This is a genomic window from Demequina flava (assembly GCF_000975035.1).
In the GTDB taxonomy this organism is placed as follows: domain Bacteria; phylum Actinomycetota; class Actinomycetes; order Actinomycetales; family Demequinaceae; genus Demequina; species Demequina flava.
Window position 1 is genome coordinate 729,144 of the sequence record NZ_BBRA01000001.1, and the last position, 24,712, is coordinate 753,855.

Genomic DNA, 24,712 nt, shown 5'->3' on the forward strand with positions numbered 1-24,712 from the left:
ACTGGCTCCAATCCACCACGGCGGACAGGTACCGCGAGCCTCGATGCCCCCGGGCACGTCGTGGTCCCTCCACCCTATGCCTGCGGAGCGTTCGTACGGTCCGCGAAATGGTCCACTCCAGCCCGCACCGCACAGAGTGTGAGAATTCTCACGTCTGGGGGGCGCGGCCGAGAATCACATCGGGTCGTAAGGCGAAATAACCACGTCGACGCGCTGGAACTCCTTGAGGTCCGAGTAGCCGGTCGTGGCCATCGAGCGACGCAGCGCGCCCATGATGTTGGTGGTGCCGTCTGCGGAGTGCGCAGGGCCGTTGAGGATCTCCTCAAGGCTGCCGCCGGTGCCGACCTCGACGCGCTCGCCGCGGGGAAGCTCCGAGTGGTACGCCTCCTGGCCCCAGTGATAACCCTGCCCCGGCGCCTCCGAGGCGCGAGCGAGTGCGGAACCCAGCATCACAGCATCGGCCCCACACGCGAAAGCCTTCACGAGGTCACCGGAACGCCCCAGACCACCGTCGGCGATGACGTGCACGTAGCGGCCGCCGGACTCGTCGAGGTAGTCGCGACGTGCCGCCGCGATGTCGGACACGGCGGTCGCCATGGGGGCGTGGATTCCGACTGTCGCGCGGGTGCGCTGGGCGGAGCCGCCACCAAAGCCCACGAGGACGCCCGCGGCACCGGTACGCATCAAGTGCAAACCAGCCTGGTACGTCGACGCGCCGCCAACGATGACGGGGACGTCTAGGTCGTAGATGAACTTCTTGAGGTTGAGCGGCTCAACGTGCTCGGAGACGTGCTCGGCGGACACGGTGGTGCCGCGAATCACGAACAGGTCAACGCCGGCCTTGAGCACCGTCTCGTAGTGCTCTTGGGTGCGCTGGGGGCTCAGGGCTCCCGCGACCGTCACGTCCGCTGCGCGGATCTCGCGCAAGCGCTCGGTGATGAGCTCGTCCTTAATGGGCTCGCGGTAGATCTCCTGCATCCGCGTAGTCGCGGCGGCCCCTTCAAGCTGCGCGATCTCCTCGAGCAGCGACGTGGGGTCCTCGTAACGCGTCCACAGCCCTTCGAGGTCGAGCACCCCGAGTCCGCCCAGACGCCCCAGCGCGATGGCGGTGGCGGGGCTCATGACGGAGTCCATCGGCGCCGCAATCACCGGGATGTCGAACTGGAAGGCGTCGATCTGCCAACTCAGCGACACCTGCTGGGGGTCGCGGGTACGGCGCGACGGCACCACAGCGATGTCATCAAAGGAAAATGCGCGGCGGCCACGCTTGCCAGCGCCGATCTCGATCTCATTACTCACTGCTCCACCCTATCGCTCCTTATATTTAGTGGGGAATGTCAGGGGCACATGGAAGAGTGGTGCCATGAGTTGGTTAGACGAGACCATGGTGGGGTTCGACACCGAGACCACGGGCGTGTCCACGTCCCACGACCGGATCGTCACTGCCGCGATCCTCACTCGCACGGGCGGTGAGACCACGACGCGGACCTGGCTCATCGATCCCGGAGTGGAGATTCCCGAGCGAGCCACGGAAGTCCACGGGATCACGACGGCGTACGCACAGGAACATGGAGTTCCACCGGCCGATGCTTTGGAAGAGATCGCAGGCATTCTCGCCGCGGCGATGGGTGCAGGCTTTCCCGTGGTCGCCTTCAACGCCCAGTTCGACTTGTCGATCATGGAGGCGGAGTTGGAGCGCAACGGCCTAGCGTCGCTGGCCTCGCGGCTTCCCGGTGGAATCGCACCTGTAGTGGACCCGTTGGTGCTGGATCGGCACCTGGACAAGTGGCGCAAGGGTCCACGCCGGCTGATCAACATGTGCGAGCACTACGGCGTGAGTGTCGTCGCCGATGACCTCCACGCTGCGGATGCTGACGTCGCCGCGACGCTGGACCTCTTGCCTGCGATGGCGCGCGCGCACCGCACCCTGGGTGAAGTCGCTCTCGCTGACTTGCAGGGCCAGCAGGTCGAGGCGCACCGGGTGTGGGCGACCGACTTCGCGTCCTGGCTCAAGTCCAAGGGGCGCACCGAAGACTTGCCGAGACCCGAATGGCCCGTCGCTTCTAAATAATCGTCGTTTTTCACTCCGAATCCGTGCAGGATTCGCATCTGCACCGCGTTAAAGTCGAAAGAACTCAACGAGGAGGCACGAATGAACACACCTGCCAGCGGAGACGCGGCAGTGATCCATGGTCCTTGGCATGACGCCCAGGCGCAGCTGACCGAGGCGGTCGCTCACCTGAAGTGTGCACCAGGGCTCCACGAGATGCTGGCGATGCCCCGGCGAGAACTCCAAGTTGCCGTGCCTCTGCGTCGCGACGACGGAACCACGGCAGTGTTCTCGGGCTACCGCGTTCAGCACAACTTCTCGCGCGGCCCTACTAAGGGTGGGCTGCGCTTCTCGACCGCCGTTGACCTCGACGAGGTCCGCGCGCTCGCGATGTGGATGACGTGGAAGTGTGCGCTCGTGGACGTGCCCTACGGCGGAGCCAAGGGTGGCGTGGCAATTGAGCCGCGCGACCACTCGGCCGCTGAGCTCGAGCGCGTGACGCGTCGCTACACGTCAGAGATCCTGCCGGTCATCGGACCGGACACCGACATCCCCGCGCCCGACATCGGCACGGATGAGAACACCATGGCGTGGATCATGGACACGTACTCCGTGGCGAAGGGTCACACTGTGCCCGGCGTTGTCACTGGAAAGCCAATCGCCCTTGGAGGTTCGCTCGGACGCGCTGGTGCAACCTCACGAGGTGTCGCACATATCGCCATGATGGCGATGTCCTCAAAGGGCATTGAGCCAGAAGGCGCAACGGCGTCTGTGCAGGGATTCGGAAAGGTGGGCCGCGGTGCGGCTCGGCTTCTCGCCGAGGCCGGAGTACGTGTCCTGGCCGTGTCCGACGTCGACGGCGCAATCTTTGACGGCGACGGACTCGACATCACTCGACTTGGCGCGCACGTGGACCGCACGGGATCCGTTGTGGGGTTCGACGACACCGAGAGCATTCACCCTGGCTCCCTGCTCACCCTTGACGTCGACGTCGTGGTGCCTGCCGCCGTCGAGGGAGTCATCACCGCACAGAACGCGGCCGATATTCGAGCGCGCATCGTCGTCGAGGGCGCGAACGGGCCCACGACCCAGGAGGCTGACGCCATCCTCACCGATCGCGGCGTGCTCGTCGTTCCAGACATCCTTGCCAACGCCGGCGGAGTGATTGTGTCCTACTTCGAATGGGTGCAATCCAACCAGGCGTATCAGTGGCGCGAACGTGAGGTGAACGACCGACTCGAAGAAAAGATGACGGACGCATGGCGCGACGTCGTGGACTACGCGGGTGCTCACGGTTTGACCTATCGCCAGGCTGCAACAGCTCTCGCGGTCCGGCGCGTCCTCGAAGCTCACGAGCTCCGGGGCCTCTACCCCTGATCTGCACCTCAGCCGCTGCAATGGAGCGCTGGCCGCCACGAGCACGCCTCGATGGCGGCCCGTGCTCCATTTCAGGCAGTGCTGGGCGAGGCCGGGCGTGTGGGACCGGAGTGCCGCGACTAGGAAACGAGCACGCGCCACAGCATGACGAGCGAGACCACCACGATCAGCACGCGCAGCACCATGGGGTTCACGCGCAACAAGATGTGTGACCCGATGTATGCGCCAATGAGCTGACCGGCAATCATCACCGCACCCACGATCCACACGATCTTTCCGGCGATGATGAATACGATGAGCGACGCGATGTTAGTGGCGAAGTTGAGCGTCTTGGCGATCGCGGTGGAGCGCCGCAGCGGAAGTGCCCGCAGCGCGACCCCAGACAGCGCGAACAGAGACCCAGTCCCAGGACCGAACGCGCCGTCGTAGGCACCGATGGCCGGCACCACTGTCGCCTCGTATGCCGGGTCGCTCATGCGCGGCTTTGCCGGTGGCTCATGGGACTTGGGCACGAACAGGAAGTACGCCGCGATCAGCGCCAGCACCACGGGAATCACAATCTCGAGGGCGTCGGCGGATACGAAAAGGATCGCGATCGTGCCAGCCACAGACCCAAGGAAAGCCCACAACATTGGCCAGCGAACATCGGCCCATCTCACGCCGTGTTTTCGTATGACCTGGTAGGTGGCCATACCGGTGCCGGCCGGAGCCTGGAGCTTATTGGTCGCGAGCGCCTCAAGCGGGGGCAACCCGGCCAACATCAGCGCGGGCACCGTGATCAGGCCGCCGCCTCCGGCAAGCGTGTCGAGGCACCCGGCCAACAGCGCGACCACGGCGAGAAGGAGAAGGATCTCCCAACCGATATCCACGCGTGTGTCAGTTCGTTGCCGCTCAGCGCCCCGTGTAGTTGGGCGCCTCCACGGTCATCTGAATGTCGTGGGGGTGCGATTCCTTGAGACCCGCGGGGGTGATGCGCACGAACTTGCCGCGCGAGCGCAGCTCGTCGATGTTGCGCGCACCGACGTAGAACATGGACTGGCCCAGGCCGCCCACGAGCTGGCGGGCAACGTCGTGCAGCGATCCTTTGAACGGAACGCGGCCCTCGATGCCCTCGGGGATGATGTCGTCGTCGCTGGGGGCGTCCGACTGGAAGTAGCGGTCCTTGGAGTAGGAGACGCGGCCGCGTGAGGCCATCGCTCCCATCGAACCCATGCCGCGGTACATCTTGAACTGCTTGCCGCCCACGAGCACCAGGTCTCCGGGGGCCTCGGCGCAGCCGGCGAACAGCGAACCGATCATCACTGACTCTGCGCCGGCCACCATGGCCTTGGCGATGTCGCCGGAGAACTGAAGCCCACCATCGGCGATCACCGGGACACCCGCGGGACCCGCAGCCTGGTACGCCTCCCACACGGCGGTCACCTGGGGAACGCCCACACCCGCGACAACGCGAGTCGTGCAAATCGATCCCGGCCCAACGCCAACCTTCACGGCGTCCACACCGGCGTCGACAAGCGCCTGAGCGCCCTCGCGGGTCGCGACGTTGCCGCCAATGACCTGGACGTGCGACGTGGTGGGGTCTGACTTGAGGCGCGTGATCATGTCGATCATGGCCTGCGCGTGGCCGTGAGCAGTGTCAACAACAAGTGCGTCGACGCCAGCCTCGACCAGCGCGGTGGCGCGCTCCCAGGCGTCGCCATAGAAGCCGACCGCGGCAGCCACGCGGAGACGGCCCTGCTCGTCCTTGGTGGCCTTGGGGTAGCGCGACGTCTTGACGAAGTCCTTCACGGTGATGAGGCCCGTGAGGTGGCCAGCGTCGTCAACCAGGGGCAGCTTCTCAACCTTGTGCTGCGCCAGCAACTCTGCGGCGTCGGCGTTGGAGACACCCGTGGGGGCCGTGATGAGCGGCATGGGGGTCATGGCCTCGCGGACCTTGCGGCCCTCGTAATCGCTGTGGTCGATGAAGCGCAGGTCGCGGTTGGTGATGATGCCGAGCAGGCGGCGCTCTTCGTCGACAACCGGGAGGCCGGACACGCGGTACTTGCCGCACAGTTCATCGAGCTCGGTGAGGGTGGCCTCAGGGCTGACGGTGACGGGGTCGGTGATCATGCCGGACTCGGATCGCTTGACGATCTCCACCTGGTGAGCCTGATCAGCGATCGACAGGTTGCGGTGCAGCACGCCAATGCCGCCCTGGCGCGCCATGGCGATGGCCATCCGCGCCTCGGTGACGGTGTCCATCGCGGCGCTGAGCAGCGGCGTCTCGATGGTGATGCCCCGGGTCAGTCGCGTCGTGGTCGAAACCTCCGACGGGATGACGTCGCTCTGTCCAGGCAGGAGAAGCACGTCGTCGTAGGTGAGGCCGGTGAAGCTGAAAGGATTGTTGTCGACTGTCGCCATTGCTCGATTCTACGGGCCTGCGCACGCACCGAGCGAACAGCAGGGAAACGCCCCGTAAACCTTCCTTCCTATTTCTGCGAAAGGTCTAGCCAAGCCCTGATCCGGGGAGTATGAATAGGAGAGATGGCCACAACACACCTGGTGTCGACGGTTGGAGCCGGCACCAAATAGTGGGGTGAAATCTGGAGTTGTCCACTGCTCAACGGCGAGTAGTGGATGCGGTCGCAAGGCCCGAACGTGTAAGGAGTGCCATGAGTACAGTTGCAAAGCTTCCCGCACCAACGCAGGAGCAGTGGGAGTGGCAGTACAGCGGAGCGTGCCGGGAGGCAGACCCCGACCTCTTCTTCCACCCCGAGGGTGAGCGCGGAGCCGCTCGCCGACGCCGCGCGGAAGCCGCGAAGGCCTACTGCGAGCGGTGCCCGGTTCTCGACCTGTGCCGCGAGCGCTCACTCGACGCCCGTGAACCCTTTGGTGTTTGGGGTGGCATCAGCGAAGACGAGCGCCACTCCATGCTTGTGCAGCGACTACCCAAGGCCGGCTAAGAGCCCCAAGCCGTAGGCCGCGCTCTAGACGTTCGGCGCACCGCACATCCCCCCGAGCGAGTGCCCGCACAGTAAGAAGCCCCCAACCGGATCTCCGGTCGGGGGCTTCTTCGCGTCTGCGGAACGTGCGTTACTGCACAACTCCGAGCAGGTCACGCGACGAGAGGATCAGCAGCTCTTCGCCGCCGTACTTCACCTCAGTGCCGCCGTACTTGCTGTAGATGACCTTGTCACCCACCGCGACGTCCACGGGGATGCGGTTCCCGTTGTCGTCGAAACGACCCGGGCCGACCGCCAGGATTTCACCCTCCTGGGGCTTCTCCTTAGCGGCATCGGGGATGACGAGGCCGGACGCGGTGGTCTGCTCGGCGGCAGAGGGCTTCACCACGACCTTGTCCTCAAGAGGCTTGATAGAGACCGACACAGCGGACCTCACCTTCCATGATCCATGACAGTTGTGTCCGTGTCCCTGGCGTCCGTCCTGCCGTCGCGGGGGTCAGGGCGGCCGATGCGGGCCACGGGTGCTCCTCTTCTGGAGCAAGTCCAATTTAGCACTCACGCCATGCGAGTGCTAACCGATCTCACCTGTTGTTCACCGACCGTGAAAGGATCGCCCCATGGACGCCGCCACTGCCCGCTCTCTCACGTCGCCTCAGGGCCGGGCACTCGTGGACTCGTTGCCGCCATACGACGAAAAACAGTCGTTGGCGTGGGGCCAGACGATGCGTGGCGACGGCGTGGATCCGGCGCTCGTGGCCGCTGTTCTCACCCAGTCTCGCTTACGGGCCGATGCTCGGGTCAAGTTCGGCGACTTTGCCGCCGGGATGCTCCTCACCCAGGACGGGCTTGAGCAGGCAACGCGGCTGGCGGTTGCGGCGCGGCACGGCGCGCGCTTCCGCGACGCCGGGGTGACGCGGATCGCTGACCTCACGTGCGGGATTGGCGCGGACGCCATGGCCCTGTGCGCCCTCGGACTGACCGTCACTGCGGTCGAACGCGACGAGGCGACTGCACTTCTTGCCGACCACAACCTCCGCCACTGGCCTGATGCACAGGTAGTCCACGCCGATTCGATGGAGGTCGCCGCGCACCTGGACGTGGACGGATTCTTTGCGGATCCTGCTCGGCGCAATGCGCGCGGGCGCCGCCACCATCCCAAGGACTACTCCCCCGCGCTCGACGACGTCCTCGCACTGCGTTCGGTTCACGCCGCGGTTGGCGTGAAGGTGGGGCCGGCGATCCCCCACGAGGCCATCCCGAACGATGTCGAAGCCGAGTGGGTCAGCGTCGATGGCACCGTCGTGGAAGCGGCGCTGTGGTGCGGACCGCTCGCGGACGTCGCGGGTCACGCCGCGCTCGTCATGCGAGATGGCGGTGCGCACCGGCTCACGGGTTCCACCGAGCGCGCGCCGGCCGGCGAGTTGGGCGAGTTTCTCTTTGAGCCGGACGGGGCCGTGATCCGGGCGGGCCTCATCGGCGAAGTGGCCGCCGCGACCGGGACCCACCTCATGGATCCGTCGATCGCCTACCTGACCGGCGGTGCCACTGTGGACTCGCCCTTCGTGCGCGGTTGGCGCGTGCTCGAGACGGCTCCCTTGCACGCGAAGGTCATTGCCGCTGCCCTGCGGACTCGCGATGTGGGGACGGTGGACATTAAGAAGCGCGGCGTCGACATCACTCCTGAGCAACTCCGGCCCAAACTCAAGCTCCGCGGATCCCAGCGCGTCACTCTCTTCCTCACGCGCGTGGGCGATAAGCGCCTCGCCATCATTGCCGAGCCGCTCTAGATCCCGAGGACGAGCATCACGGCGAGCGTGGCCATGACCACAGCAACAAATCCGTCGAGGATGCGCCATGACCGCGGGCTGGCCAGCACCCCAGACAGCAACCGCGCGCCATATCCGAGGACCGTAAACCACACCAAAGAGCCTGTCATGGCGCCAAACGCAAACAACCACTTTTCATCGCCGTAGGTCCCTGCCACCGATCCCAGCAGCACCACCGTGTCCAAGTACACGTGTGGGTTGAGCCACGTGATCGCGAACGTCGTGAGCGCAACCGACCAGATTGTCGTGCCCGCGCCCCGCGCCTGCGACGCTTCGAGGCCCTCGTCTCCGCCCTTCCATGCACGCCGGGCGGCGAGAATCGCGTACACGCCGAGGAAGACCGCGCCACCGGCACGTGCCACAGTCTCGACCCATGGGTGCGCCCCGATCAGCGCGCCCAAGCCGGCTGTCCCGGCAGCGATGAGCACAGCATCGGACAGGGCACACACCAGGACAACGGCGATCACGTGTTCACGGCGAATGCCCTGGCGCAACACGAACACGTTTTGCGCCCCAATGGCCGCGATCAACGACAGGCCGAGCCCGAACCCGATGAGATACGTCATGGGCACGAAACTAGCGACCTCATTACCTAAGCACCACCAAGAGTTTCTACTCTTCCATTAGCCTGACTACATGAAGGTTCCCGTGGATCTCGCCCTCACGCTCGCGGCCGCGGTCGACGAAGGAACGCTTGAGGCGGCCGCACACCGACTTCACCTCACGCAGTCGGCAGTGAGCCAGCGCCTTGCCACGCTCGAACGCCTCACCGGCCAGGTACTGCTTGTGCGCTCACGCCCCGTGCGCGCCACCGCCGCGGGAGAACGCGTCATCCGCTACGCGCGCCAGGTTGACCACCTTGACGATGATCTCGCGCACCAGCTCGGCCTCGAGAGCTCTGCGGCCACCGTGCCGCTCGCCGTCAACGCGGACTCACTCGCCGCCTGGCTCCTGGGTCCACTCGTCGAGGCGGCGACCCGCGCCGACGTCCTCCTCGAGATCCATCGTGAGGACGAGTCCCACACCACCGCGCTACTCGCAGACGGCACCGTGGTCGCGGCGGTCACGACTGTCGCGGAACCCGTTCCCGGATGCTCATCGACCCCCTTGGGTCGCCTGAGCTATCAGGCCGTTGCGGCCCCCTCCTTCGCAGCCCGCTGGTTTCCCGACGCCGCGACCACTGCCGCGCTTGAGCAGGCGCCCGCGGTCGACTTCGACCGCCGCGACACGATTCAGAGCGAGTACCTGCGGGCCGTGGGCGCCGACCCTCGGCTGACGCCGCGCAATTTCCTGCCGTCCTCCACTGAGTTTGCACAGGCCATTGCGATGGGCCTGGGGTGGGGACTCCTCCCTGCCGTGCAGCGCGAGGGGCTAGACCTGGTCGAACTGGGCGGTCCGCCCGTCACCGTCACCCTGTATTGGCAGCAGTGGCGCGCGCACTCCACGACGCTCGGCGCGCTGTCGCATGCAGTGCAGTCCGCAGCGCGCGATTACCTCACGCCGCTATAGCGCTCACTTGCCGCACACAGGCACCGGCAGGTCCAGCGCCACGGGCCAGTCTCCGCCCGGCTCGGCCTCGCCCGTCAGCACGTCTGCCAGTGCGTTGATGCTTGAGCCGCTCGTCCCGTAGAGCCCCACGTAGACGCTCGCCGTCGCATTCTCCAAGCCCCACGGTCCGCGGAGGGCGACCACAACATCGGCCGTGGGCGAGGACGTATCTGCCCCAGCCAGGCCGATGCTGGTTCCGGTCTCCCCAACACTCACCCCACGCTCGGTGAGGGCCTTGGCGAGAGCCGCGCGGTTGCCTTCGGAGCCACCGCTGATCGAGACGCTGTCTCCAATAAGGGGGCCGCCGCATCGGCCCGTTGCGACCGTCGCGCCTGCGATGGCGAGGTCGTGCGCGTAGCCCGCCCCGGTGTCCTCCACTGAGTCCAGCTCGGCCCGCCAGCGGCCCGCGAGAATCATGCGCGCGGCAGCGTCGGTGAGGCGAGAACGGTCGAGGTCGCCCGACTCGACCGCTTCGATGATTGCGTCGCGAGCCGCTTGCGGGCTTGGCGGGAGGAGCAGAACGTCGGCGCCTGCGGCGAGAGCAGCGACGGCGGCGTCACCGGGATCGTTGTCCTCCTGGATGGCACCCATGTTGAGCGCGTCCGTGATCGCCAGGCCGGTGAAGTTCAGTTCGTTGCGCAGGTAGGCGTACGCCTTCGGGTCCAGCGAGGCAGGCTTCGATCCCCACTCCTCGACGGCGATGTGAGACATCATCACCGCAGGCACCCCGGCGTCGATTGCGGAGGCGAACGGAATGAGGTCAAACTTCTCGAGTTCGGCGATCGACGCGTCCTGAATCGGAAGGCCCTCGTGCGAGTCCACGTCCACCGAGCCATGGCCCGGGAAGTGCTTGGCGACCGGCACGATTCCCGAGGCGACATATCCGTCAACGGCGGCGTTGACGGTTGCCGCGACCCGCTGCGGGTCATCGCCGGCGGCGCGGGAGCGGATCACCGGATCGCTCGGGCCCTGCGTTACATCGGCGACCGGGGCAAAGTCCATCGTGAAGCCGAGTCCCTCGAGGTCCACGGCCTGCTGGGTGTACGCCTCGGTCACCGCTGCCTTGTCGCGCGTAGCTCCCGCGGCCATGAACCCAGGCATGCCGGGCAGCACTCCTCGTAGGCGAGAAACAGTCCCGCCTTCCTCGTCGACGCTGACGACCGTGCCCCAGTCACGGTCGCCTCCCGCTTCGGAAATCGCGGAAGTCAGTGCGCTTACTTGTTCAGCGTCGTCCACCGCATTGCCCATGACGATGATGCCGCCAAGGCCCAGGTCCTCCACGAGGTCGGCGGCGCCTTCGGCGTCGGTGCTGTTCCACTGGGCCACGATCACCTGCCCGGCCGCTTCTTCTGTCGTGAGTGACTCAGCGGTGGCACGTGCCCGTGTCCAGTCACGAAGAGTGGGGCCCCACGAGAGCATCGGCTCGACAACGCTGAGGCTAGGCGTGTTGGCCAACCACTCCCCGTCGCCCGCAGGCATCGCCGGAAAAGGCTGGGGACTCGGAGTCGGAGCCGGGGACGCGCTTGGGGTGGCAGACGGCCCCAGGGTGACCGAAGCATCGGCCGGATTGGGGCGCATCGCGGCCCACGTCACGGACCCCGCGACCGCGAGGACCGTGGCGCTCAGGGCCACCCATGCGGTAGCCGACTGCCGGCGAGACACGAGCTCAAGCGACGATGCGCGTGAGCGGCATGGACGAGTCGACCCCGTAGCCGAGGTCGCTCGGGGCCACGCCGCGGCGCACCACCGCCGAGCCGAGCGCAGCGATCATCGCGCCGTTGTCCGTGCAGTAGCGGATAGGCGGTATGCGCACATCGATGCCGGCCTCCTCGCCACGCTTGACGGCCATGTCGCGCAGCTGCGAGTTAGCGGAGAAACCGCCGCCGATCACAAGAGTGTCGATGTCGTGCTCGCGGCAGGCGTTCAGGGTCTTGAGCATGAGGACGTCAGCGACGGCGTCGGCAAAGGACGCGGCGACATCCTCGATGGGAATCTCACGCCCGGCGTCGCGTTCGCGCTCAACCCACCGCGCGACGGCGGTCTTGAGACCCGAGAAAGAGAAGTCGTAGGCGTGCTTGTCTTGAAACTTGGGCGCGGTGAGCGCGCGCGGGAAGGGAATCGCGGTGGGGTCGCCTTCGCGGGCAAGCCGGTCGATGTGCGGGCCGCCGGGATAGGGCAGTTCGAGCAGGCGGCCAACCTTGTCGAAGGCCTCGCCGGCGGCATCATCGAGGGTGTGGCCGAGCTCGGTGACCTGCGTTGCGACATCGTCGATCTTGAGCAGCGAGGTGTGACCGCCGGATACGACGAGCGCCATTGTTCTATCGGGGAAGGCGCCGTGGACGAGCTCGTCGACGGCAGCGTGACCAATCACGTGGTTGACACCGTGCAAGGGCTTGCCGAGTGCGACGGCGAGGGACTTGGCGGCGGCGTTGCCGACCGTGAGCGAGCCCACCAGACCGGGGCCCGCAGCGACAGCAATCGCGTCGATGTCGGAGAGGGTCTTGCCCGCTCTCGTCAGCGCTTCCTCAAGCGTCGGGATAAACGCCTCGAGGTGCGCGCGACTGGCGACCTCGGGGACGATGCCGCCGAAGCGCGCGTGCTCGTCCATCGACGATGCGGTCACGTCGACGAGGAGCTCAGTGTCCTTAACGAGTGCCACACCCGTCTCATCGCAGGTGCTCTCAATTCCCAGTACAAGTGCCACGCGATGAGTCTAGTTGGTGGGGTGGCGCGCAAGTGCCTTCTCACAGGGTCACGCACCGGTGTGCTGAGGGGCTCGCCACTCGGGTGACAATGGTTGACATGTCTACTTTTGTTCTTGACGCCGATGCACGCGCGACGCTCTTCACGGACGCGCGCTCAAATGTGCACTTCTCTGACCAGCCCGTGTCGATGGACGCCGTGCACGACGTGTGGGATCTCATCAAGTGGGGTCCGACCGCGAACAACACCGTCCCGCTGCGCCTTGCTGCTGCTACTTCGGACGATGCTCGCGCTCGTGTCCTCGAACACGCAGCCGAAGGGAACCGGGCAAAGGTCGAGGCCGCGCCCCTGGTGCTCGTCGCCGCTCGCGACGAGCGCTTCCACGACCACTTCGCCCTCACCGGCGGATCCGAGACCGCCGCGGCGCGCTTTGATTCTGACCCGGAAGCTCGCACGCGGTTCGCACACACCAACGCCATGCTGCAGACCGGCTACCTGATCGTGGGCCTGCGCGCGGCGGGCCTCGCTGTGCGTCCGCTTGGCGGGTTTGACCGCGCCGGCTTGGACGCTGACATGTTCGCCGACTCCCCTTGGCGTTCCGAGGTGATCCTCCTCGTGGGTTATCCCACCGACGAGCACGGCGCCGGCGACCGCAAGGGCCGCATCGACTCGACCCTTGCTGTCAAGGAAATCTGATGAGCGCCGCTACTGACACGGCCGCCACGACGCGGACCCCGTTCAAGGAGCTGCCCGGCATCTCGCGCGCCTATGTGGTGCTCGCGTTCATCGAGGGCTTCACGTGGGCGGGACTGCTGGTCGGGATGCTGATGGAGCACGTGCTTCACGTCACCGAGTGGGGCGTGACCGTCTTTGGGCCGCTGCACGGTGGTGCATTCATGCTCTACGGACTCGTCACCCTGATCGCCGCAGTGAAACTTCGCTGGGGATTCTGGGTCACGATCGCCGCGCTCGCCGCAGCCGTACCGCCGCTGACCACGATCCCGATGGAGATGTGGCTGCGCCGCAAGGGCAAGCTCGACGCTCGCTAAGCGACGCCGCCACTCGCCGCTCGACGCCGTTTCCGGCGTTCGCGGTGAAGAACCTGCGGTGAGCCGACCCCGCTCGCTGGATCCGTACGGACGCAGCAGGACCTGATCCGTGTCACCGCAAGTTCTTCACGTCTCCGCGCCTGGTGCCCGGCGTCTAGTGCCCGGCGCCCAGGTTCCCGGACAGCCGCCCGTGACGCTCGGCCGAGTCATCGTTCAGCCCGATGATCTCCACGGTCTTGCCGCGCGACTCGTACTTGGTCTTCACGGCGTCGAGCGACGCAACGGTCGACGCATCCCAGATGTGCGCGCCTGACATGTCGATCACGATGCGCTCGGGGTCTCCCGAGTAGTCGAATTGGTACACCAGGTCATTCGAGGACGCGAAGAACAGCTCACCCTCAACGGCGTAGACGCGCTCGCCGTCATCGTCGGTGGCGTCGAGCCGCTTGACGGTCGTCAGGTGCGCGACGCGACGGGCAAACAGCACCATCGCGACCAGCACGCCGGCGACAACTCCGTACGCAAGATTGTGGGTAAAGACAGTCACGGCAACGGTGATCAGCATCACGGCTGTTTCCGACTTGGGCATGGACTTCAGCGTCTTGGGCTGGATCGAGTGCCAGTCGAAGGTGCCGACGGACACCATGATCATCACGGCAACGAGAGCGGCCATCGGGATCGCGGCAACAACGTCGCCCAGACCCACCACCAGGATCAGCAGGAACACACCAGCGAGGAAGGTCGAGATGCGCGTGCGCGCACCGGAAGCCTTCACGTTGATCATGGTCTGACCGATCATCGCGCAACCACCCATGCCACCGAAGAAGCCGGTGATGATGTTGGCGGCGCCCTGGCCCCACGCCTCGCGGGTCTTGTTGGAGTGCGTGTCGGTGACGTCGTCGACGAGCTTCGCGGTCAGCAGCGACTCGAGCAGACCCACCAGGGCCATCGCGAGCGCGTACGGGAAGATGACCTGCAACGTCTCCCAGGTGAGCGGCACGTCCGGGAACAGCAGCGACGGCAGCGATTCGGGCAGCGCGCCTTCGTCACCCACGGTCGGCACGTTGATCGCGGCGATCACGGCGGCGAGCGTCAGCAGCACGATCGCGACCAGCGGCGCGGGGATGACCTTGGTCCAGCGCGGCATGAACACCATGATGACCAGGCCAATGACGACCATCGGGTACACGGCCCAGGGCACATCGATCAGGTGCGGAATCTGCGACGTGAAGATCAGGATCGCGAGGGCGTTGACGAAGCCGACCATCACGGAACGCGGGATAAAGCGCATCAGTTTCGCGACACCGAGCAGTCCGAACGCCACCTGAATGATGCCGCCCAGGATGACGGTCGCGATCAGGTAGTCGACGCCGTGCGAGGCGACCACGGGGGCAATCACGAGGGCGATCGCGCCGGTCGCAGCGGAGATCATGGCGGGGCGCCCACCCAGGAACGCGATGGACACTGCCATCGTGAACGAGGCGAACAAGCCAATACGCGGGTCCACGCCGGCAATGATCGAGAACGCGATGGCCTCGGGAATCAGCGCGAGCGCGACGACCAGACCGGCGAGGATCTCGGTGCGCAGCAGTCGCGGCGATCGGAGGGCGGCGCGCACGGAGTACGAAGCGTCGGCCTCGGGTGCGCCGGTGACCTCGACGGGCTCGGGCAGGCGGTCAGAAGCAGGTGTCGACACAGGAAATCCTTGAGATAGAGCGGTCAGAGCAGGGCGTAGGGCCATTGCCTGACGCCAGAAAAGTCTGTGAGCGCGACATCGCGCGGGGCTCAGGGCGGTTGTCACCTTCGGAGCCGGAGCAACCCTACCCTAACGTGAGGGTAGAGTCGACCCTGCTGACATACAGAAAGAATGGAACGCATGACCGCACCGCAGTCGCCTCATACCCACCACATCGGAGCCGTGGCAGAACGCACCGGCCTGTCGTTGCGCACGCTGCGACACTACGACGAGGTGGGTCTGGTCACGCCATCCGGCCGGTCTGAGGGCGGTTTTCGCCTCTACACGGACGCGGATGTGGAGCGGATCCTACTGGTGCGGCGCATGAAGCCGCTGGGGTTCACGCTCGAGGAGATGGGCGACCTGCTCGGACTTGCCTCGACGTTGGAGTCCAATCCGGGGGCCGATGCTCGGGCCAGGCTGGACGGCTACCTCGCCTCCGCGCACGAGCGCCGCGAGGCTCTCCACAACAAGCTCGACATGGCCGATGAGTTCATCGCCCTCCTCGAACAGCGCCGGGACGGCGCGGACTCCTGAAGCCGGACTACGGGCGTAGCCGCAGGCGCATCACGAGCGCGTCGAGCCCCTCGGGCTGGTAGTACCGGGGCCGCACGCGGACATCCTCAAATCCGTACTCGCGGTACAGGGCCAGAGCCCCACGGTTGTTGGTCGCGACCTCAAGCCAGGCGTCCGGTGCACCGAGGCGCCGCGCTTCAGCCAAAAAGTCCTCGAGCAGGCGGCGCGCAAGTCCCTGCCGCCGCGCCTCGGGAACCACCGCGAGGTTCATGAGGTGGAAGGCATCGCCCTCGTACCCGTACACCGCGTACCCGGACAGCAGTCCCTCGACTTCGATGCCGCGCCAGCGCGAGAAGCCGTAGAGAAAGTCCTCCCGGATCAGCGACAGCGACCAAGCGGCGAGCCCAAAGATGTCGCGCTCGCGCTGGGCGACCCAGTCCAGGTCGTCGTCTTCGAGGTCCCGGATGATGACCTCGGCGTCGGAGTCCAGCGGGCCGGTGACGCCCTTCAAGCGCCGGGAATCCCGTGGACGTCGGGACGGCGAAGGTACATCGGCTCCACGGGGAAGTCAGTGATTCCGGCCGATGCTTGGGCTGAGTACACGCGTGCCAACCAGGCGGGATCGGGGTCGCCGGCCTCGGCGTCTGGGAACGCGTCGGGGTACACCAGGGCGCCGCGTCCAATGACCGTGCCGGCAACGGGCACGTCGGCAGGCGCGCTCACCGCGGGTCCGTCGAGGCGTTCGCCGTCACGGTAGGTGGCCCAATAGACCTCCTTGCGACGGGCATCGGCCACCACTGTGACCTCGCTGCCGTGTACGGCCGCGAGCGCGTCGAGCGAACACACGCCGTGCACGGGCACACTCCACGCGAACCCCAAGGTGCGCGCGCTCACCAGGCCCACGCGTAGGCCGGTGAACGGCGCCGGGCCGGTGCCCACAACGATGCGTTCGATGTCCGCTCCGGAAACCGCAGCATCGGCCAGAATCCCCTCAACGAAACCGCTCAGGAGCTCCGCGTGACCGCGGGGGGCAAACTCGGCACGTTCGGCGAGCACGTCACCGTCGCGCACGAGTGCGGCGGAAACGGCGGCGGAGGTATCGATCGCGAGAATCACGGGATCCAGCCTAGTTGCGCTCAAAGGTCACGCCGGCCCAGCGGTCACCATGCGCGGCGATCGTGACCTCGCGCACGCCACGGTCGGGGTTGGCGAGGTCGACGTCGCCACCGCGTTCGCGCGCGAGGGTGATGTGCAGGCGGTCGTCCGCGAGGGCCTCAGCCTTGTTCTCGCCCCACTCGACCACGGTGACCGACGTCTCGAGGCTCGAGTCCAGGTCCAGGTCGTCAAGCTCGGCCAGCGTGCCGAGCCGGTAGGCGTCGACATGGATGAGCGACGGGCCGCCAACCTCGGACGGATGCGTGCGGGCGATGATGAACGTGGGGCTCGCAACGGGGCCGCGCACGCCAAGCGCCTCACCCAAGCCCTGCGTGAAGGTCGTCTTCCCCGCCCCCAGGTCACCGGTCAGGATGATCAAGTCACCAGGTCGCACCTGGGGTGCGATCACGTTGGCGGCGAAATCACGCATCTGGCCGGCATCGGCGATGGTGAGGGTCTCGGCACTCACGCGCGCTCCTTGTCTCGCAGTCCGCCAAAGCGGCACACAATCTCGTAGTCAATGGTGTCCACCGCCGTGGCCCAATCGCGAGCGCCAGGACCGTCGGGCCCGATGAGCGTGACCGCGTCCCCTTCGGACACCTCTGTCCCGGACCCCAGGTCCACCACGAACTGGTCCATGCACACGCGCCCGGCGATCCGGTAGCGGCGGCCACGGATCGCGACCTCTGCCTGGTTACCTCCGGCGCGGAAGACGCCGTCGGCATACCCGGCGCTCACGAGCCCCAACGTGGTGCGATGCGGCGTGATGTATTCGTGGCCATAGCTGACGCCTTGACCCTCGGGCACGTCCTTCACCAGAATCACGCGCGAGCGCACTGACATTGCTGGGCGCAGGCCAAAGTTCTCACCGTCGGGATCGGGGACGGGAGGCAGCCCGTAGACCGCGATGCCTGGGCGGACGAGGTCAAAGTGGAGATCCGGGCGGGTCAGCGTGCAGGCCGAGTTGGCCAGGTGACGCACCTCAAGCTGAATCTCGCGCTCTTCGGCCATCAACACCGCGGCACGGAAGTTCTCTGCTTGGAGGTCGATCGTGGAATGGCCCGGACGGTCAGCCCATGCCAAGTGCGACCACATGCCGACGATCTGGATCAGCCCTTCGCGCTGAGCCTCCTGAGCGACCGTGATCAGGCCTGGCAGGTCGTGCAGAGTGACGCCCTCACGGCCCAGGCCCGTGTCCACGCAGATGTGCAACCGTGGAGCGACCGTCAGGTCTCGCGCGACCGAGATGATCTCGCCCAGGACCTCCGTCGAGTTCACGGACAGGTCCACATCCGCAGCAATGAGAGCACGCGCAGGAACCTCGGTGCCGTACAGCCAGGTGAAGATGCGTCCGGTGTCGCCGCCTGCGCGTAGCGCGAGCGCCTCGTGAGGTTGAGCGACGCCCAGCCACGTGGCCCCACCCTCGCGTGCTGCCCGGCCGGCTTCGACAAGCCCGTGGCCGTAAGCATCGGCCTTCACCACGGCCATTACCTCGGCGTCGCCGGCACGCGCACTCAAGGTGCGCACGTTGTCAGCAATGGCGTCGTAGTCCACCGCAATGTCGAGGGCGCTCATCAGTCTCCTTCTGCCACGACCACGGCCGAGGCGATGCCAGCGTCATGAGACAGCGACACGTGCACCTCGGTAATGCCAAGGGACGCGGCGCGCTCAGCCACGGACCCTCGCATGGTGAGGGCCGGGCGACCCCCATCTTCGCGCAAGACCTCGCAGTCATGCCAATGCAGGCCAGCTGGTGCGCCGAGCGCTTTCGCGAGCGCCTCCTTCGCGGCCCACCGGGCGGCAAGGGAGGCGGTGCCGAACTCGCGCTCGGCCGGAGTGAAGACACGCTCCACGAAGGTGGGCGAGCGGCGCACCGTGTCTTCGAATCGCTCAATCGCGACTACGTCAATCCCGACGCCTCGCACGCCCATGCGCGCACCTCACTTCGCTCTACTCGACCGTCACCGACTTCGCTAGGTTACGCGGCTGGTCGACGTCATAGCCCTTCGCCGCGGCGAGTTCGAGCGCGAAGATCTGCAGCGGGATCACTGACAGGAGCGGCGTCATGAGCACGGGGGCGCTGGGCACGTAAAAAACGTGGGCGGCGTGATCGGCAGCTACAGCGTCACCCTCCTCGGCAATCACGAGCGTGCGGGCGCCGCGAGCACGGACCTCCTGCACGTTGGACAGCACCTTGGAGTGCAGCGACTCACGGCCGCGCGGGCTGGGCACGACCACGAAGACGGGCTGGTCCTGCTCGACCAGCGCGATGGGGCCGTGCTTGAGCTCTCCGGCGGCAAAGCCCTCTGCGTGAATGTAAGCCAGCTCCTTGAGCTTGAGCGCGCCCTCCATCGCCACGGGGAAGCCCACGTGGCGGCCAAGGAACAGCACCGTCTGCTCGTTTGCCATGGAGCGAGCAACCTCGCGGATGGGCTCCGAGGTGTCGAGGACGCGCTGGATCTTGGCGGGGATCTCGTCGAGTTCGCGCAAGAGCGCGTCGATCTCGTCGGGGAACTTGTTGCCGCGCAACTCCGCGAGGTAGATGCCCAGCAGGTAGCCGGCAGTGATCTGCGCGAGGAAGGCCTTGGTGGATGCCACCGCGATCTCTGGGCCGGCACGCGTGTAGAGGACGGCGTCTGCTTCGCGGGCGATCGTGGAGCCCTGCGCGTTCACGATGCCGATGACCGTCGCGCCCTGCTGCTGCGCGTGGCGGACGGCCATGATGGTGTCCATCGTCTCGCCGGACTGGCTGACGGCAACCACGAGAGTCTTCACAGAGACGATGGGGTCGCGGTAGCGGAACTCGTGGGCGAGCTCGACCTCGACGGGGACTCGGGTCCAGTGCTCGATCGCGTAGCGGGCCACCTGACCGGCGTAGGCCGCGGTGCCGCACGCGATGATGATGATTTTGTCGACGGACTTGAGGATGTACTCGTCGACGATGCCCTCGTCGAGCTTGAGGCGCCCGCGCTCGTCGACACGACCTCGCAGGGTGTCCGCAACGGCGGAGGGCTGGTCGTGGATCTCCTTATCCATAAAGGAGTCGAAGCCGCCTTTTTCTGCAGCGGCGGCGTCCCAGTCCACGTGATACGGCTCGCGCTCCACGACCTCGCTGTGGGCATCGGTGACGATGACCTCGTCGGGCGTGATGGTAACGACCTCATCTTGCTTGAGTTCGAGCGCGGTGCGGGTGTGCTCGATGAACGCCACGACGTCCGAGCCCAGGTAGTTCTCGCCCTCGCCCAGTCCGACCACGAGGGGCGAGTTCCGGCGCGCTCCCACGACCGTCTGCGGATCGGTGGCGTCGACGGCGAGCAGCGTGAAGGCACCCTCGAGGCGGCGTGCGGTGGCACGCATGGCGTCGGGCAGGCTCATCCCCGAAGCGACCAGCGAGCCCAGCAGGTGCCCAGCGACCTCGGTGTCGGTGTCCGAGAGAAAGTTGATGCCGGTGGCGGCGAGCTCGGTGCGCAACTCGGCGTGGTTCTCGATGATGCCGTTGTGAATGATCGCGATGCGGCCACCCAGTGCCAGGTGCGGGTGAGCATTGGTGTCCGTGGGCGGGCCATGCGTGGCCCAGCGGGTGTGACCGATAGCTGCGGTGCCCTCAGGAAGCGGGTTCGCCTCGAGTTCTGCGGAAAGGTTGGCGAGTTTGCCGGCCTTCTTTGCGGTGGCTACGCGGTCCCGGTCATCGCTCACGAGCGCGATGCCTGCGGAGTCATAGCCGCGGTACTCCAGGCGTGCCAATCCGCCCATCACGACCTCGCGCGCACGCTCGCCGTCACCCAATTTGCCGACATATCCAACAATTCCGCACATGGGGATGAGTCTACGGCGGCCGGCTCAAAGAAACCGTCACCACACCGCCCCGTCCCAACCCGAGCATCGGCCCTCCGCATTGATGCCCGGGCACGATGCTCAGACCGGATGCGCAAGAATGGTCGGGTGAATGAGCGCACTACCCCGGACGAGACCACGCCATTTGTCACCTTCACGCGTGACGAGTGGGCGGCGCTTGCGGACAACACTCCCCTGCCACTGACGCAGGAAGACATCACGCGCGTCCGCGGACTCGGCGACCCCATCGACCTGCTCGAGGTGGACCGCATCTACCGGCCGCTGTCGCGTTTGCTCGACCTGTATTCATCCGCCGTGGGCGGCCTGCATGACGCCACGAGCTCGTTCCTGGGCGAACGCTCGCGCCGCACTCCCTATGTGATCGGCATCGCCGGCTCCGTTGCGGTCGGCAAGTCCACGACCGCCCGCGTGCTGCGCGAACTCATGGCCCGCTGGCCCGGCTCGCCGCGCGTGGAGCTCATCACGACCGACGGCTTCCTGCACCCCAATGCGGTCCTGCGCGAGCGCGGCCTGTTGGAGCGCAAGGGTTTTCCCGAGGCGTACGACCGCCGCGCGCTGCGCCAGTTCATCTCAGACGTGAAGTCTGGTGCTCCTGAGGTTCATGCGCCCGTCTATTCGCACATCACGTACGACATCGTGCCCGGCGAGGTCGCCACCGTTCACGCGCCAGACGTCCTCATCGTCGAAGGCCTCAACGTCCTACAGCCAGCTAGCCCCCGCGACCTCGACGAGACCGCGCTGGCCGTGTCCGACTACTTCGACGTGTCGATCTACGTCGACGCCGAGCCCACCGATGTGCGCCGCTGGTACATCGAGCGCTTCCTGTCGCTGCGCAGCACGGCGTTCTCGCGGCCGGACTCGTACTTCATCAACTACGCGGGCTTGAGCGACGAGGAAGCCACCGAGCGCGCCGGCCAAATCTGGGACTCGATCAACGCCCCCAACCTGGCCCGCAACATCGCCCCCACGCGCTCGCGCGCCACGATCATTCTGTCCAAGGGCGCCGACCATGAGGTCGAGTCCGTGCACATGCGCAAGTTGTAGCGCGTTTGGCGCGCAGGCTCGATGAACTCGGCCACTGGCTGAGGAGCCGGGCCTTAAGAGTCCTTCGCGCGATTCGGCGGATCCGCCGAGTCGGTTGCGGCGGTCGTATCGGTCACGTCGGTCGCGTCGTCCGGGTCCGCCTCAGCGCCATGCTCTGAGTCCACGCCCCGTCGAAGGTCGCGGCGTTCGTGGCGCTCGTCACGCCGCCCCTCACGCGCGGCCCGGCGCTCTTCCCGCTCGCGCTCGAGCAGTTCAGCCTTGGCGCGCTGCTCAGGAGTCATGAGTTCATCGATGTCAGCGGCGAGGTCCGGAAGGTCGGGCTCGGTGATACCGAACTTGCTCAGGACCTTTTCAACGACGAACCCCATGGCGACACCGCCAATGACGCCGACGGCGATCGACAGCAAGAGGTTGTCCTCGAACATCGAACTGAAGAACCAGCCGATGAGAATCGTATAGGTGGCCCACAGAACTGCGCCGATGGCGTCCATCCCCATGAACCGGCGGTGCGGGTATCGCAGTGCCCCCGCGCCAATATTCACCGCGAAGCGCCCCATCGGCACGAACCGCGCCGCAACAATGAAAGTGCCGCCGCGGCGTTCGAGCGCGTGCTCGGCCCAGTCAAGCGACCGGCGTCCGCGTGCGGTGCGGAAGATGCGCCACTTGCGCACATCGACTTTTGCCCCGATCAGGTACGCGATTTGGTCGCCACACCACGCGCCAAGGGCGGCTGCGATCCAGATCAGCCACAGGATAGGCGACCCTTCGACCAGCCAGGTCGACGTGGTCGCGATCACCACCGATTCGCTCGGGACCACCGGGAAGAATCCATCGATGACGGTCAGTATGAACACGCCCGGATAGATCCACAGGGAGTCCACGAGGTCGAGGATGTACTGCTCGACGGTCGACGAGAAGTGGAGGATCCAGTCCGTGAAGGCGGTGTCGTTCACGTCGCTATCGTTTCACCGGCACGTGTGAGTGCGCTATCGGGGAAGGCCCCCATAGGGCCGATGCTGGGGTAGGGATGACCACTAGGGCAGGGCCAGCGCTTCACGCACCACGGACGCGAGTCCGTCAGCGTGGCGTTGGGCATCGTCGGCCGTGGTCGCCTCGACCATGACGCGAACGAGAGGCTCGGTGCCCGACGGGCGCAGGAGCACGCGACCCGACTTGCCCAGTTCGCGGCGCGATGCGTTGACGGCGTCCTGGACGCGTGCGTCGCTGTAGACGCGGGCGCGGTCCACATCCTTGACATTGATCAGCACCTGGGGCAGTGACTCGATCGAGGCGCACTGGTCCTTGAGTGGCCCAGCAGCCGCAATGCGCGCCCCCAGCAGCAGGCTGGTGAGGACTCCGTCACCAGTGGTCGCGAACTCGGAGGCGATGATGTGGCCCGACTGCTCACCGCCCAGGGTGTAGCCGCCTTCGCGCATCGCTTCGAGGACGTAGCGGTCGCCCACGGCTGCCTCGATCACGGCGATGCCGGAGCGCTCCATCGAGCGCTGCAAACCTAGGTTGCTCATCACCGTCGCCACGAGGGTGTCGTGATAGAGCGTGCCGGCTTCCTTCATCGCAATCGCGAGGATGCCGAGAATCTCGTCACCGTTGACGACGGCGCCGGTGTGGTCGACGGCGAGGCAGCGGTCTGCGTCACCGTCATAGGCCACGCCGTACTGCGCCCCGCGCGCGACAACCTCTGCCTGAAGCGACTGCATGTGGGTGGAGCCCACGCCGTCATTGATGTTGTAGCCGTTGGGCGCGGCATGCACGACGTGCACGGTGGCGCCTGCGGCTTCAAGCGCTTGGGGTCCGACGACGGAAGCGGCACCGTGCGCGGTGTCGACGACGACGCTGACGCCCTCGAGCGGGCGGTCGGTTCCAGTGAAAGTGCGGACCGCCGCGGCGACATGCGCGACGTAGTCCTTAGCGAGGTCTGCGGCGTCACGGATGGAACCCACTGACTCGCCGACGGGGCGCGTCCACTCTTCGCCCATCTTCGACTCGATTGCGTCCTCGATGCCATCGTCGAGTTTGTGTCCCCCGCGCGCAAAGAACTTGATGCCGTTGTCGGGCATCGGGTTGTGCGAGGCGGAGATCACGACGCCGATGTCGGCACCCGTGGACGCAGTCAGGAATGCGATTCCTGGCGTGGGCAGGACGCCCACGTCAAGAACGTCGACGCCCGCGGAGGCGAGACCGGCGGCAACCGCGTGGGACAGGAACTGCCCCGACACGCGAGTGTCGCGGCCAAGGACCGCGCGGGGGCGATGTCCGGAGAAGTCGCCTCGCTCAGCGAGGACCCTGGCCGCAGAAACAGAGAGGTCCACGGCTAGCTCTGCCGTAATAAAACGGTTAGCTAGGCCGCGGACCCCGTCCGTACCAAAGAGACGCGTCATGCGTCGAAGGTTAGCGCTTCGAGTACTGCGGTGCTCGACGTGCCTTCTTGAGACCAGCCTTCTTGCGCTCCACAACGCGGGGGTCGCGGGTCAGGAAGCCAGCCTTCTTGAGGGTGGCGCGGTTGGTCTCGGAGTCGATCTCGTTCAGCGCACGAGCAACGCCCAGGCGCAGCGCACCGGCCTGACCCGAGGGGCCACCGCCATCGATGCGAGCGTGGACGTCGAACTTGCCCTCGATGTCGAGGATTGCGAACGGGTCGTTCACGAGCTGCTGGTGCACCTTGTTCGGGAAGTACTCGTCCAGCGCGCGGCCGTTGATCTTCCACTGGCCGGAGCCGGGAACCAGGCGCACGCGGGCGATTGCTTCCTTGCGGCGGCCAAGGCCGGCGCCAGGAGCGATGGTCGAGCTGCCCTTGCCGCGCTCAGGCGCGGACTCGGAGGTGTACTCGGTCGGGGTGTCGGTTTCGACGGTTTCAGTAACGTCTGCCACTTCAATCAGTCCTTATGTCCTGC

The 24,712-nt window shown here is 66.4% G+C and carries 26 protein-coding genes; 9 read left to right on the plus strand and 17 right to left on the minus strand.

Annotated elements, in window-relative coordinates; genetic code table 11:
* Window positions 1–174: 174 nt before the first annotated feature.
* Window positions 175–1,299 (minus strand): GuaB3 family IMP dehydrogenase-related protein, encoded by a 1,125-nt coding sequence (locus AOP74_RS03380; protein WP_061960922.1) that lies wholly within the window; start codon window positions 1,297–1,299, stop codon window positions 175–177.
* 64 nt (window positions 1,300–1,363) lie between these two features.
* On the opposite strand from AOP74_RS03380, the gene AOP74_RS03385 reads away from it, so the two are divergent.
* Together AOP74_RS03385 and AOP74_RS03390 are read left to right on the plus strand one after the other, a co-directional pair.
* Entirely contained in the window at window positions 1,364–2,071 is a 708-nt protein-coding gene (locus AOP74_RS03385) for an exonuclease domain-containing protein (protein ID WP_061960923.1), read from the plus strand.
* 81 nt (window positions 2,072–2,152) lie between these two features.
* The gene (locus AOP74_RS03390; protein WP_061960924.1) at window positions 2,153–3,427 is read left to right on the plus strand and encodes a Glu/Leu/Phe/Val family dehydrogenase; all 1,275 of its coding nucleotides are present in this window, start codon (window positions 2,153–2,155) and stop codon (window positions 3,425–3,427) included.
* Between the two features lie 119 nt (window positions 3,428–3,546).
* On the opposite strand, the gene AOP74_RS03395 is transcribed toward AOP74_RS03390, so the two are convergent.
* Together AOP74_RS03395 and guaB are read right to left on the minus strand one after the other, a co-directional pair.
* Window positions 3,547–4,296, minus strand: coding sequence for a TSUP family transporter (locus tag AOP74_RS03395; protein WP_061960925.1), 750 nt, complete (start codon window positions 4,294–4,296; stop codon window positions 3,547–3,549).
* Between the two features lie 22 nt (window positions 4,297–4,318).
* Window positions 4,319–5,827: an IMP dehydrogenase gene (gene guaB / locus AOP74_RS03400; RefSeq protein WP_061960926.1), complete on the minus strand. Its 1,509-nt coding sequence runs from the start codon at window positions 5,825–5,827 to the stop codon at window positions 4,319–4,321.
* A gap of 251 nt (window positions 5,828–6,078) precedes the next feature.
* On the opposite strand from guaB, the gene AOP74_RS03405 reads away from it, so the two are divergent.
* Window positions 6,079–6,369, plus strand: coding sequence for a WhiB family transcriptional regulator (locus AOP74_RS03405; protein ID WP_061960927.1), 291 nt, complete (start codon window positions 6,079–6,081; stop codon window positions 6,367–6,369).
* A gap of 130 nt (window positions 6,370–6,499) precedes the next feature.
* On the opposite strand, the gene groES is transcribed toward AOP74_RS03405, so the two are convergent.
* A complete protein-coding gene (gene groES / locus AOP74_RS03410) occupies window positions 6,500–6,793 on the minus strand; it encodes a co-chaperone GroES (RefSeq protein WP_061960928.1) in 294 nt (97 codons plus the stop codon).
* Between the two features lie 193 nt (window positions 6,794–6,986).
* Between groES and AOP74_RS03415 the strand changes: the two genes are divergently transcribed.
* Complete coding sequence (locus AOP74_RS03415) at window positions 6,987–8,156, plus strand: THUMP-like domain-containing protein (RefSeq protein WP_061960929.1); 1,170 nt, start codon at window positions 6,987–6,989, stop codon at window positions 8,154–8,156.
* Here the strand turns inward: AOP74_RS03415 and lysE are convergent.
* Complete coding sequence (gene lysE / locus AOP74_RS03420) at window positions 8,153–8,761, minus strand: L-lysine exporter (protein WP_061960930.1); 609 nt, start codon at window positions 8,759–8,761, stop codon at window positions 8,153–8,155. The two genes, AOP74_RS03415 and lysE, sit on opposite strands and share 4 nt — an antisense overlap.
* 70 nt (window positions 8,762–8,831) lie before the next feature.
* Here lysE and AOP74_RS03425 point away from each other — a divergent pair, with 70 nt between their 5' ends.
* A complete protein-coding gene (locus AOP74_RS03425) occupies window positions 8,832–9,704 on the plus strand; it encodes an ArgP/LysG family DNA-binding transcriptional regulator (protein ID WP_061960931.1) in 873 nt (290 codons plus the stop codon).
* A gap of 3 nt (window positions 9,705–9,707) precedes the next feature.
* Here AOP74_RS03425 and AOP74_RS03430 read toward each other — a convergent pair whose 3' ends face one another.
* On the minus strand, window positions 9,708–11,405 hold the full coding sequence (locus tag AOP74_RS03430) for a glycoside hydrolase family 3 N-terminal domain-containing protein (RefSeq protein WP_152649148.1): 1,698 nt from the start codon (window positions 11,403–11,405) through the stop codon (window positions 9,708–9,710).
* Between the two features lie 4 nt (window positions 11,406–11,409).
* Window positions 11,410–12,447: a tRNA (adenosine(37)-N6)-threonylcarbamoyltransferase complex transferase subunit TsaD gene (gene tsaD, locus AOP74_RS03435; protein ID WP_061960933.1), complete on the minus strand. Its 1,038-nt coding sequence runs from the start codon at window positions 12,445–12,447 to the stop codon at window positions 11,410–11,412.
* Window positions 12,448–12,545: 98 nt separating this feature from the next.
* Here tsaD and AOP74_RS03440 point away from each other — a divergent pair, with 98 nt between their 5' ends.
* Together AOP74_RS03440 and AOP74_RS03445 are read left to right on the plus strand one after the other, a co-directional pair.
* On the plus strand, window positions 12,546–13,142 hold the full coding sequence (locus tag AOP74_RS03440) for a malonic semialdehyde reductase (RefSeq protein WP_160297446.1): 597 nt from the start codon (window positions 12,546–12,548) through the stop codon (window positions 13,140–13,142).
* Window positions 13,142–13,495 (plus strand): DUF3817 domain-containing protein, encoded by a 354-nt coding sequence (locus tag AOP74_RS03445; RefSeq protein WP_061960935.1) that lies wholly within the window; start codon window positions 13,142–13,144, stop codon window positions 13,493–13,495. Before AOP74_RS03440 ends, AOP74_RS03445 begins: the two co-directional genes overlap by 1 nt.
* Window positions 13,496–13,649: 154 nt before the next feature.
* Here the strand turns inward: AOP74_RS03445 and AOP74_RS03450 are convergent, their stop codons facing one another.
* The gene (locus tag AOP74_RS03450; RefSeq protein ID WP_082095974.1) at window positions 13,650–15,236 is read right to left on the minus strand and encodes a SulP family inorganic anion transporter; all 1,587 of its coding nucleotides are present in this window, start codon (window positions 15,234–15,236) and stop codon (window positions 13,650–13,652) included.
* A 135-nt stretch (window positions 15,237–15,371) separates the two neighbouring features.
* Between AOP74_RS03450 and AOP74_RS03455 the strand changes: the two genes are divergently transcribed.
* Window positions 15,372–15,767, plus strand: a complete 396-nt coding sequence (locus AOP74_RS03455; RefSeq protein WP_061960936.1) for a helix-turn-helix domain-containing protein — start codon at window positions 15,372–15,374, stop codon at window positions 15,765–15,767.
* A 7-nt stretch (window positions 15,768–15,774) separates the two neighbouring features.
* Here the strand turns inward: AOP74_RS03455 and AOP74_RS03460 are convergent, their stop codons facing one another.
* The 6 genes from AOP74_RS03460 to glmS are packed head-to-tail and all read right to left on the minus strand — an operon-like array spanning window position 15,775 to window position 20,717.
* Window positions 15,775–16,257 (minus strand): GNAT family N-acetyltransferase, encoded by a 483-nt coding sequence (locus AOP74_RS03460; protein ID WP_082095975.1) that lies wholly within the window; start codon window positions 16,255–16,257, stop codon window positions 15,775–15,777.
* Window positions 16,254–16,862 carry a tRNA (adenosine(37)-N6)-threonylcarbamoyltransferase complex dimerization subunit type 1 TsaB gene (gene tsaB / locus AOP74_RS03465; RefSeq protein WP_061960937.1) on the minus strand — a complete coding sequence of 203 codons (609 nt, stop codon included), beginning with the start codon at window positions 16,860–16,862 and terminating at the stop codon, window positions 16,254–16,256. Before tsaB ends, AOP74_RS03460 begins: the two co-directional genes overlap by 4 nt.
* Before the next feature lie 10 nt (window positions 16,863–16,872).
* Window positions 16,873–17,331 (minus strand): tRNA (adenosine(37)-N6)-threonylcarbamoyltransferase complex ATPase subunit type 1 TsaE, encoded by a 459-nt coding sequence (tsaE, locus tag AOP74_RS03470; protein WP_061961884.1) that lies wholly within the window; start codon window positions 17,329–17,331, stop codon window positions 16,873–16,875.
* A 35-nt stretch (window positions 17,332–17,366) separates the two neighbouring features.
* The gene (gene alr / locus AOP74_RS03475; protein WP_061960938.1) at window positions 17,367–18,476 is read right to left on the minus strand and encodes an alanine racemase; all 1,110 of its coding nucleotides are present in this window, start codon (window positions 18,474–18,476) and stop codon (window positions 17,367–17,369) included.
* Entirely contained in the window at window positions 18,476–18,832 is a 357-nt protein-coding gene (locus AOP74_RS03480) for a holo-ACP synthase (RefSeq protein WP_061960939.1), read from the minus strand. The genes alr and AOP74_RS03480 overlap by 1 nt, the downstream gene beginning before the upstream one ends.
* Window positions 18,833–18,851: 19 nt before the next feature.
* Window positions 18,852–20,717: a glutamine--fructose-6-phosphate transaminase (isomerizing) gene (gene glmS, locus AOP74_RS03485; protein WP_061960940.1), complete on the minus strand. Its 1,866-nt coding sequence runs from the start codon at window positions 20,715–20,717 to the stop codon at window positions 18,852–18,854.
* A gap of 108 nt (window positions 20,718–20,825) precedes the next feature.
* Between glmS and coaA the strand changes: the two genes are divergently transcribed.
* Window positions 20,826–21,800 carry a type I pantothenate kinase gene (gene coaA, locus AOP74_RS03490; protein ID WP_061960941.1) on the plus strand — a complete coding sequence of 325 codons (975 nt, stop codon included), beginning with the start codon at window positions 20,826–20,828 and terminating at the stop codon, window positions 21,798–21,800.
* A gap of 53 nt (window positions 21,801–21,853) precedes the next feature.
* Here coaA and AOP74_RS03495 read toward each other — a convergent pair whose 3' ends face one another.
* The 3 genes from AOP74_RS03495 to rpsI form a co-directional block, all read right to left on the minus strand.
* Complete coding sequence (locus AOP74_RS03495; protein WP_061960942.1) at window positions 21,854–22,753, minus strand: DedA family protein; 900 nt, start codon at window positions 22,751–22,753, stop codon at window positions 21,854–21,856.
* Window positions 22,754–22,834: 81 nt separating this feature from the next.
* A complete protein-coding gene (gene glmM / locus AOP74_RS03500; protein WP_061960943.1) occupies window positions 22,835–24,199 on the minus strand; it encodes a phosphoglucosamine mutase in 1,365 nt (454 codons plus the stop codon).
* A 10-nt stretch (window positions 24,200–24,209) separates the two neighbouring features.
* The gene (gene rpsI / locus AOP74_RS03505; protein WP_439645057.1) at window positions 24,210–24,698 is read right to left on the minus strand and encodes a 30S ribosomal protein S9; all 489 of its coding nucleotides are present in this window, start codon (window positions 24,696–24,698) and stop codon (window positions 24,210–24,212) included.
* Window positions 24,699–24,712 lie beyond the last annotated feature (14 nt).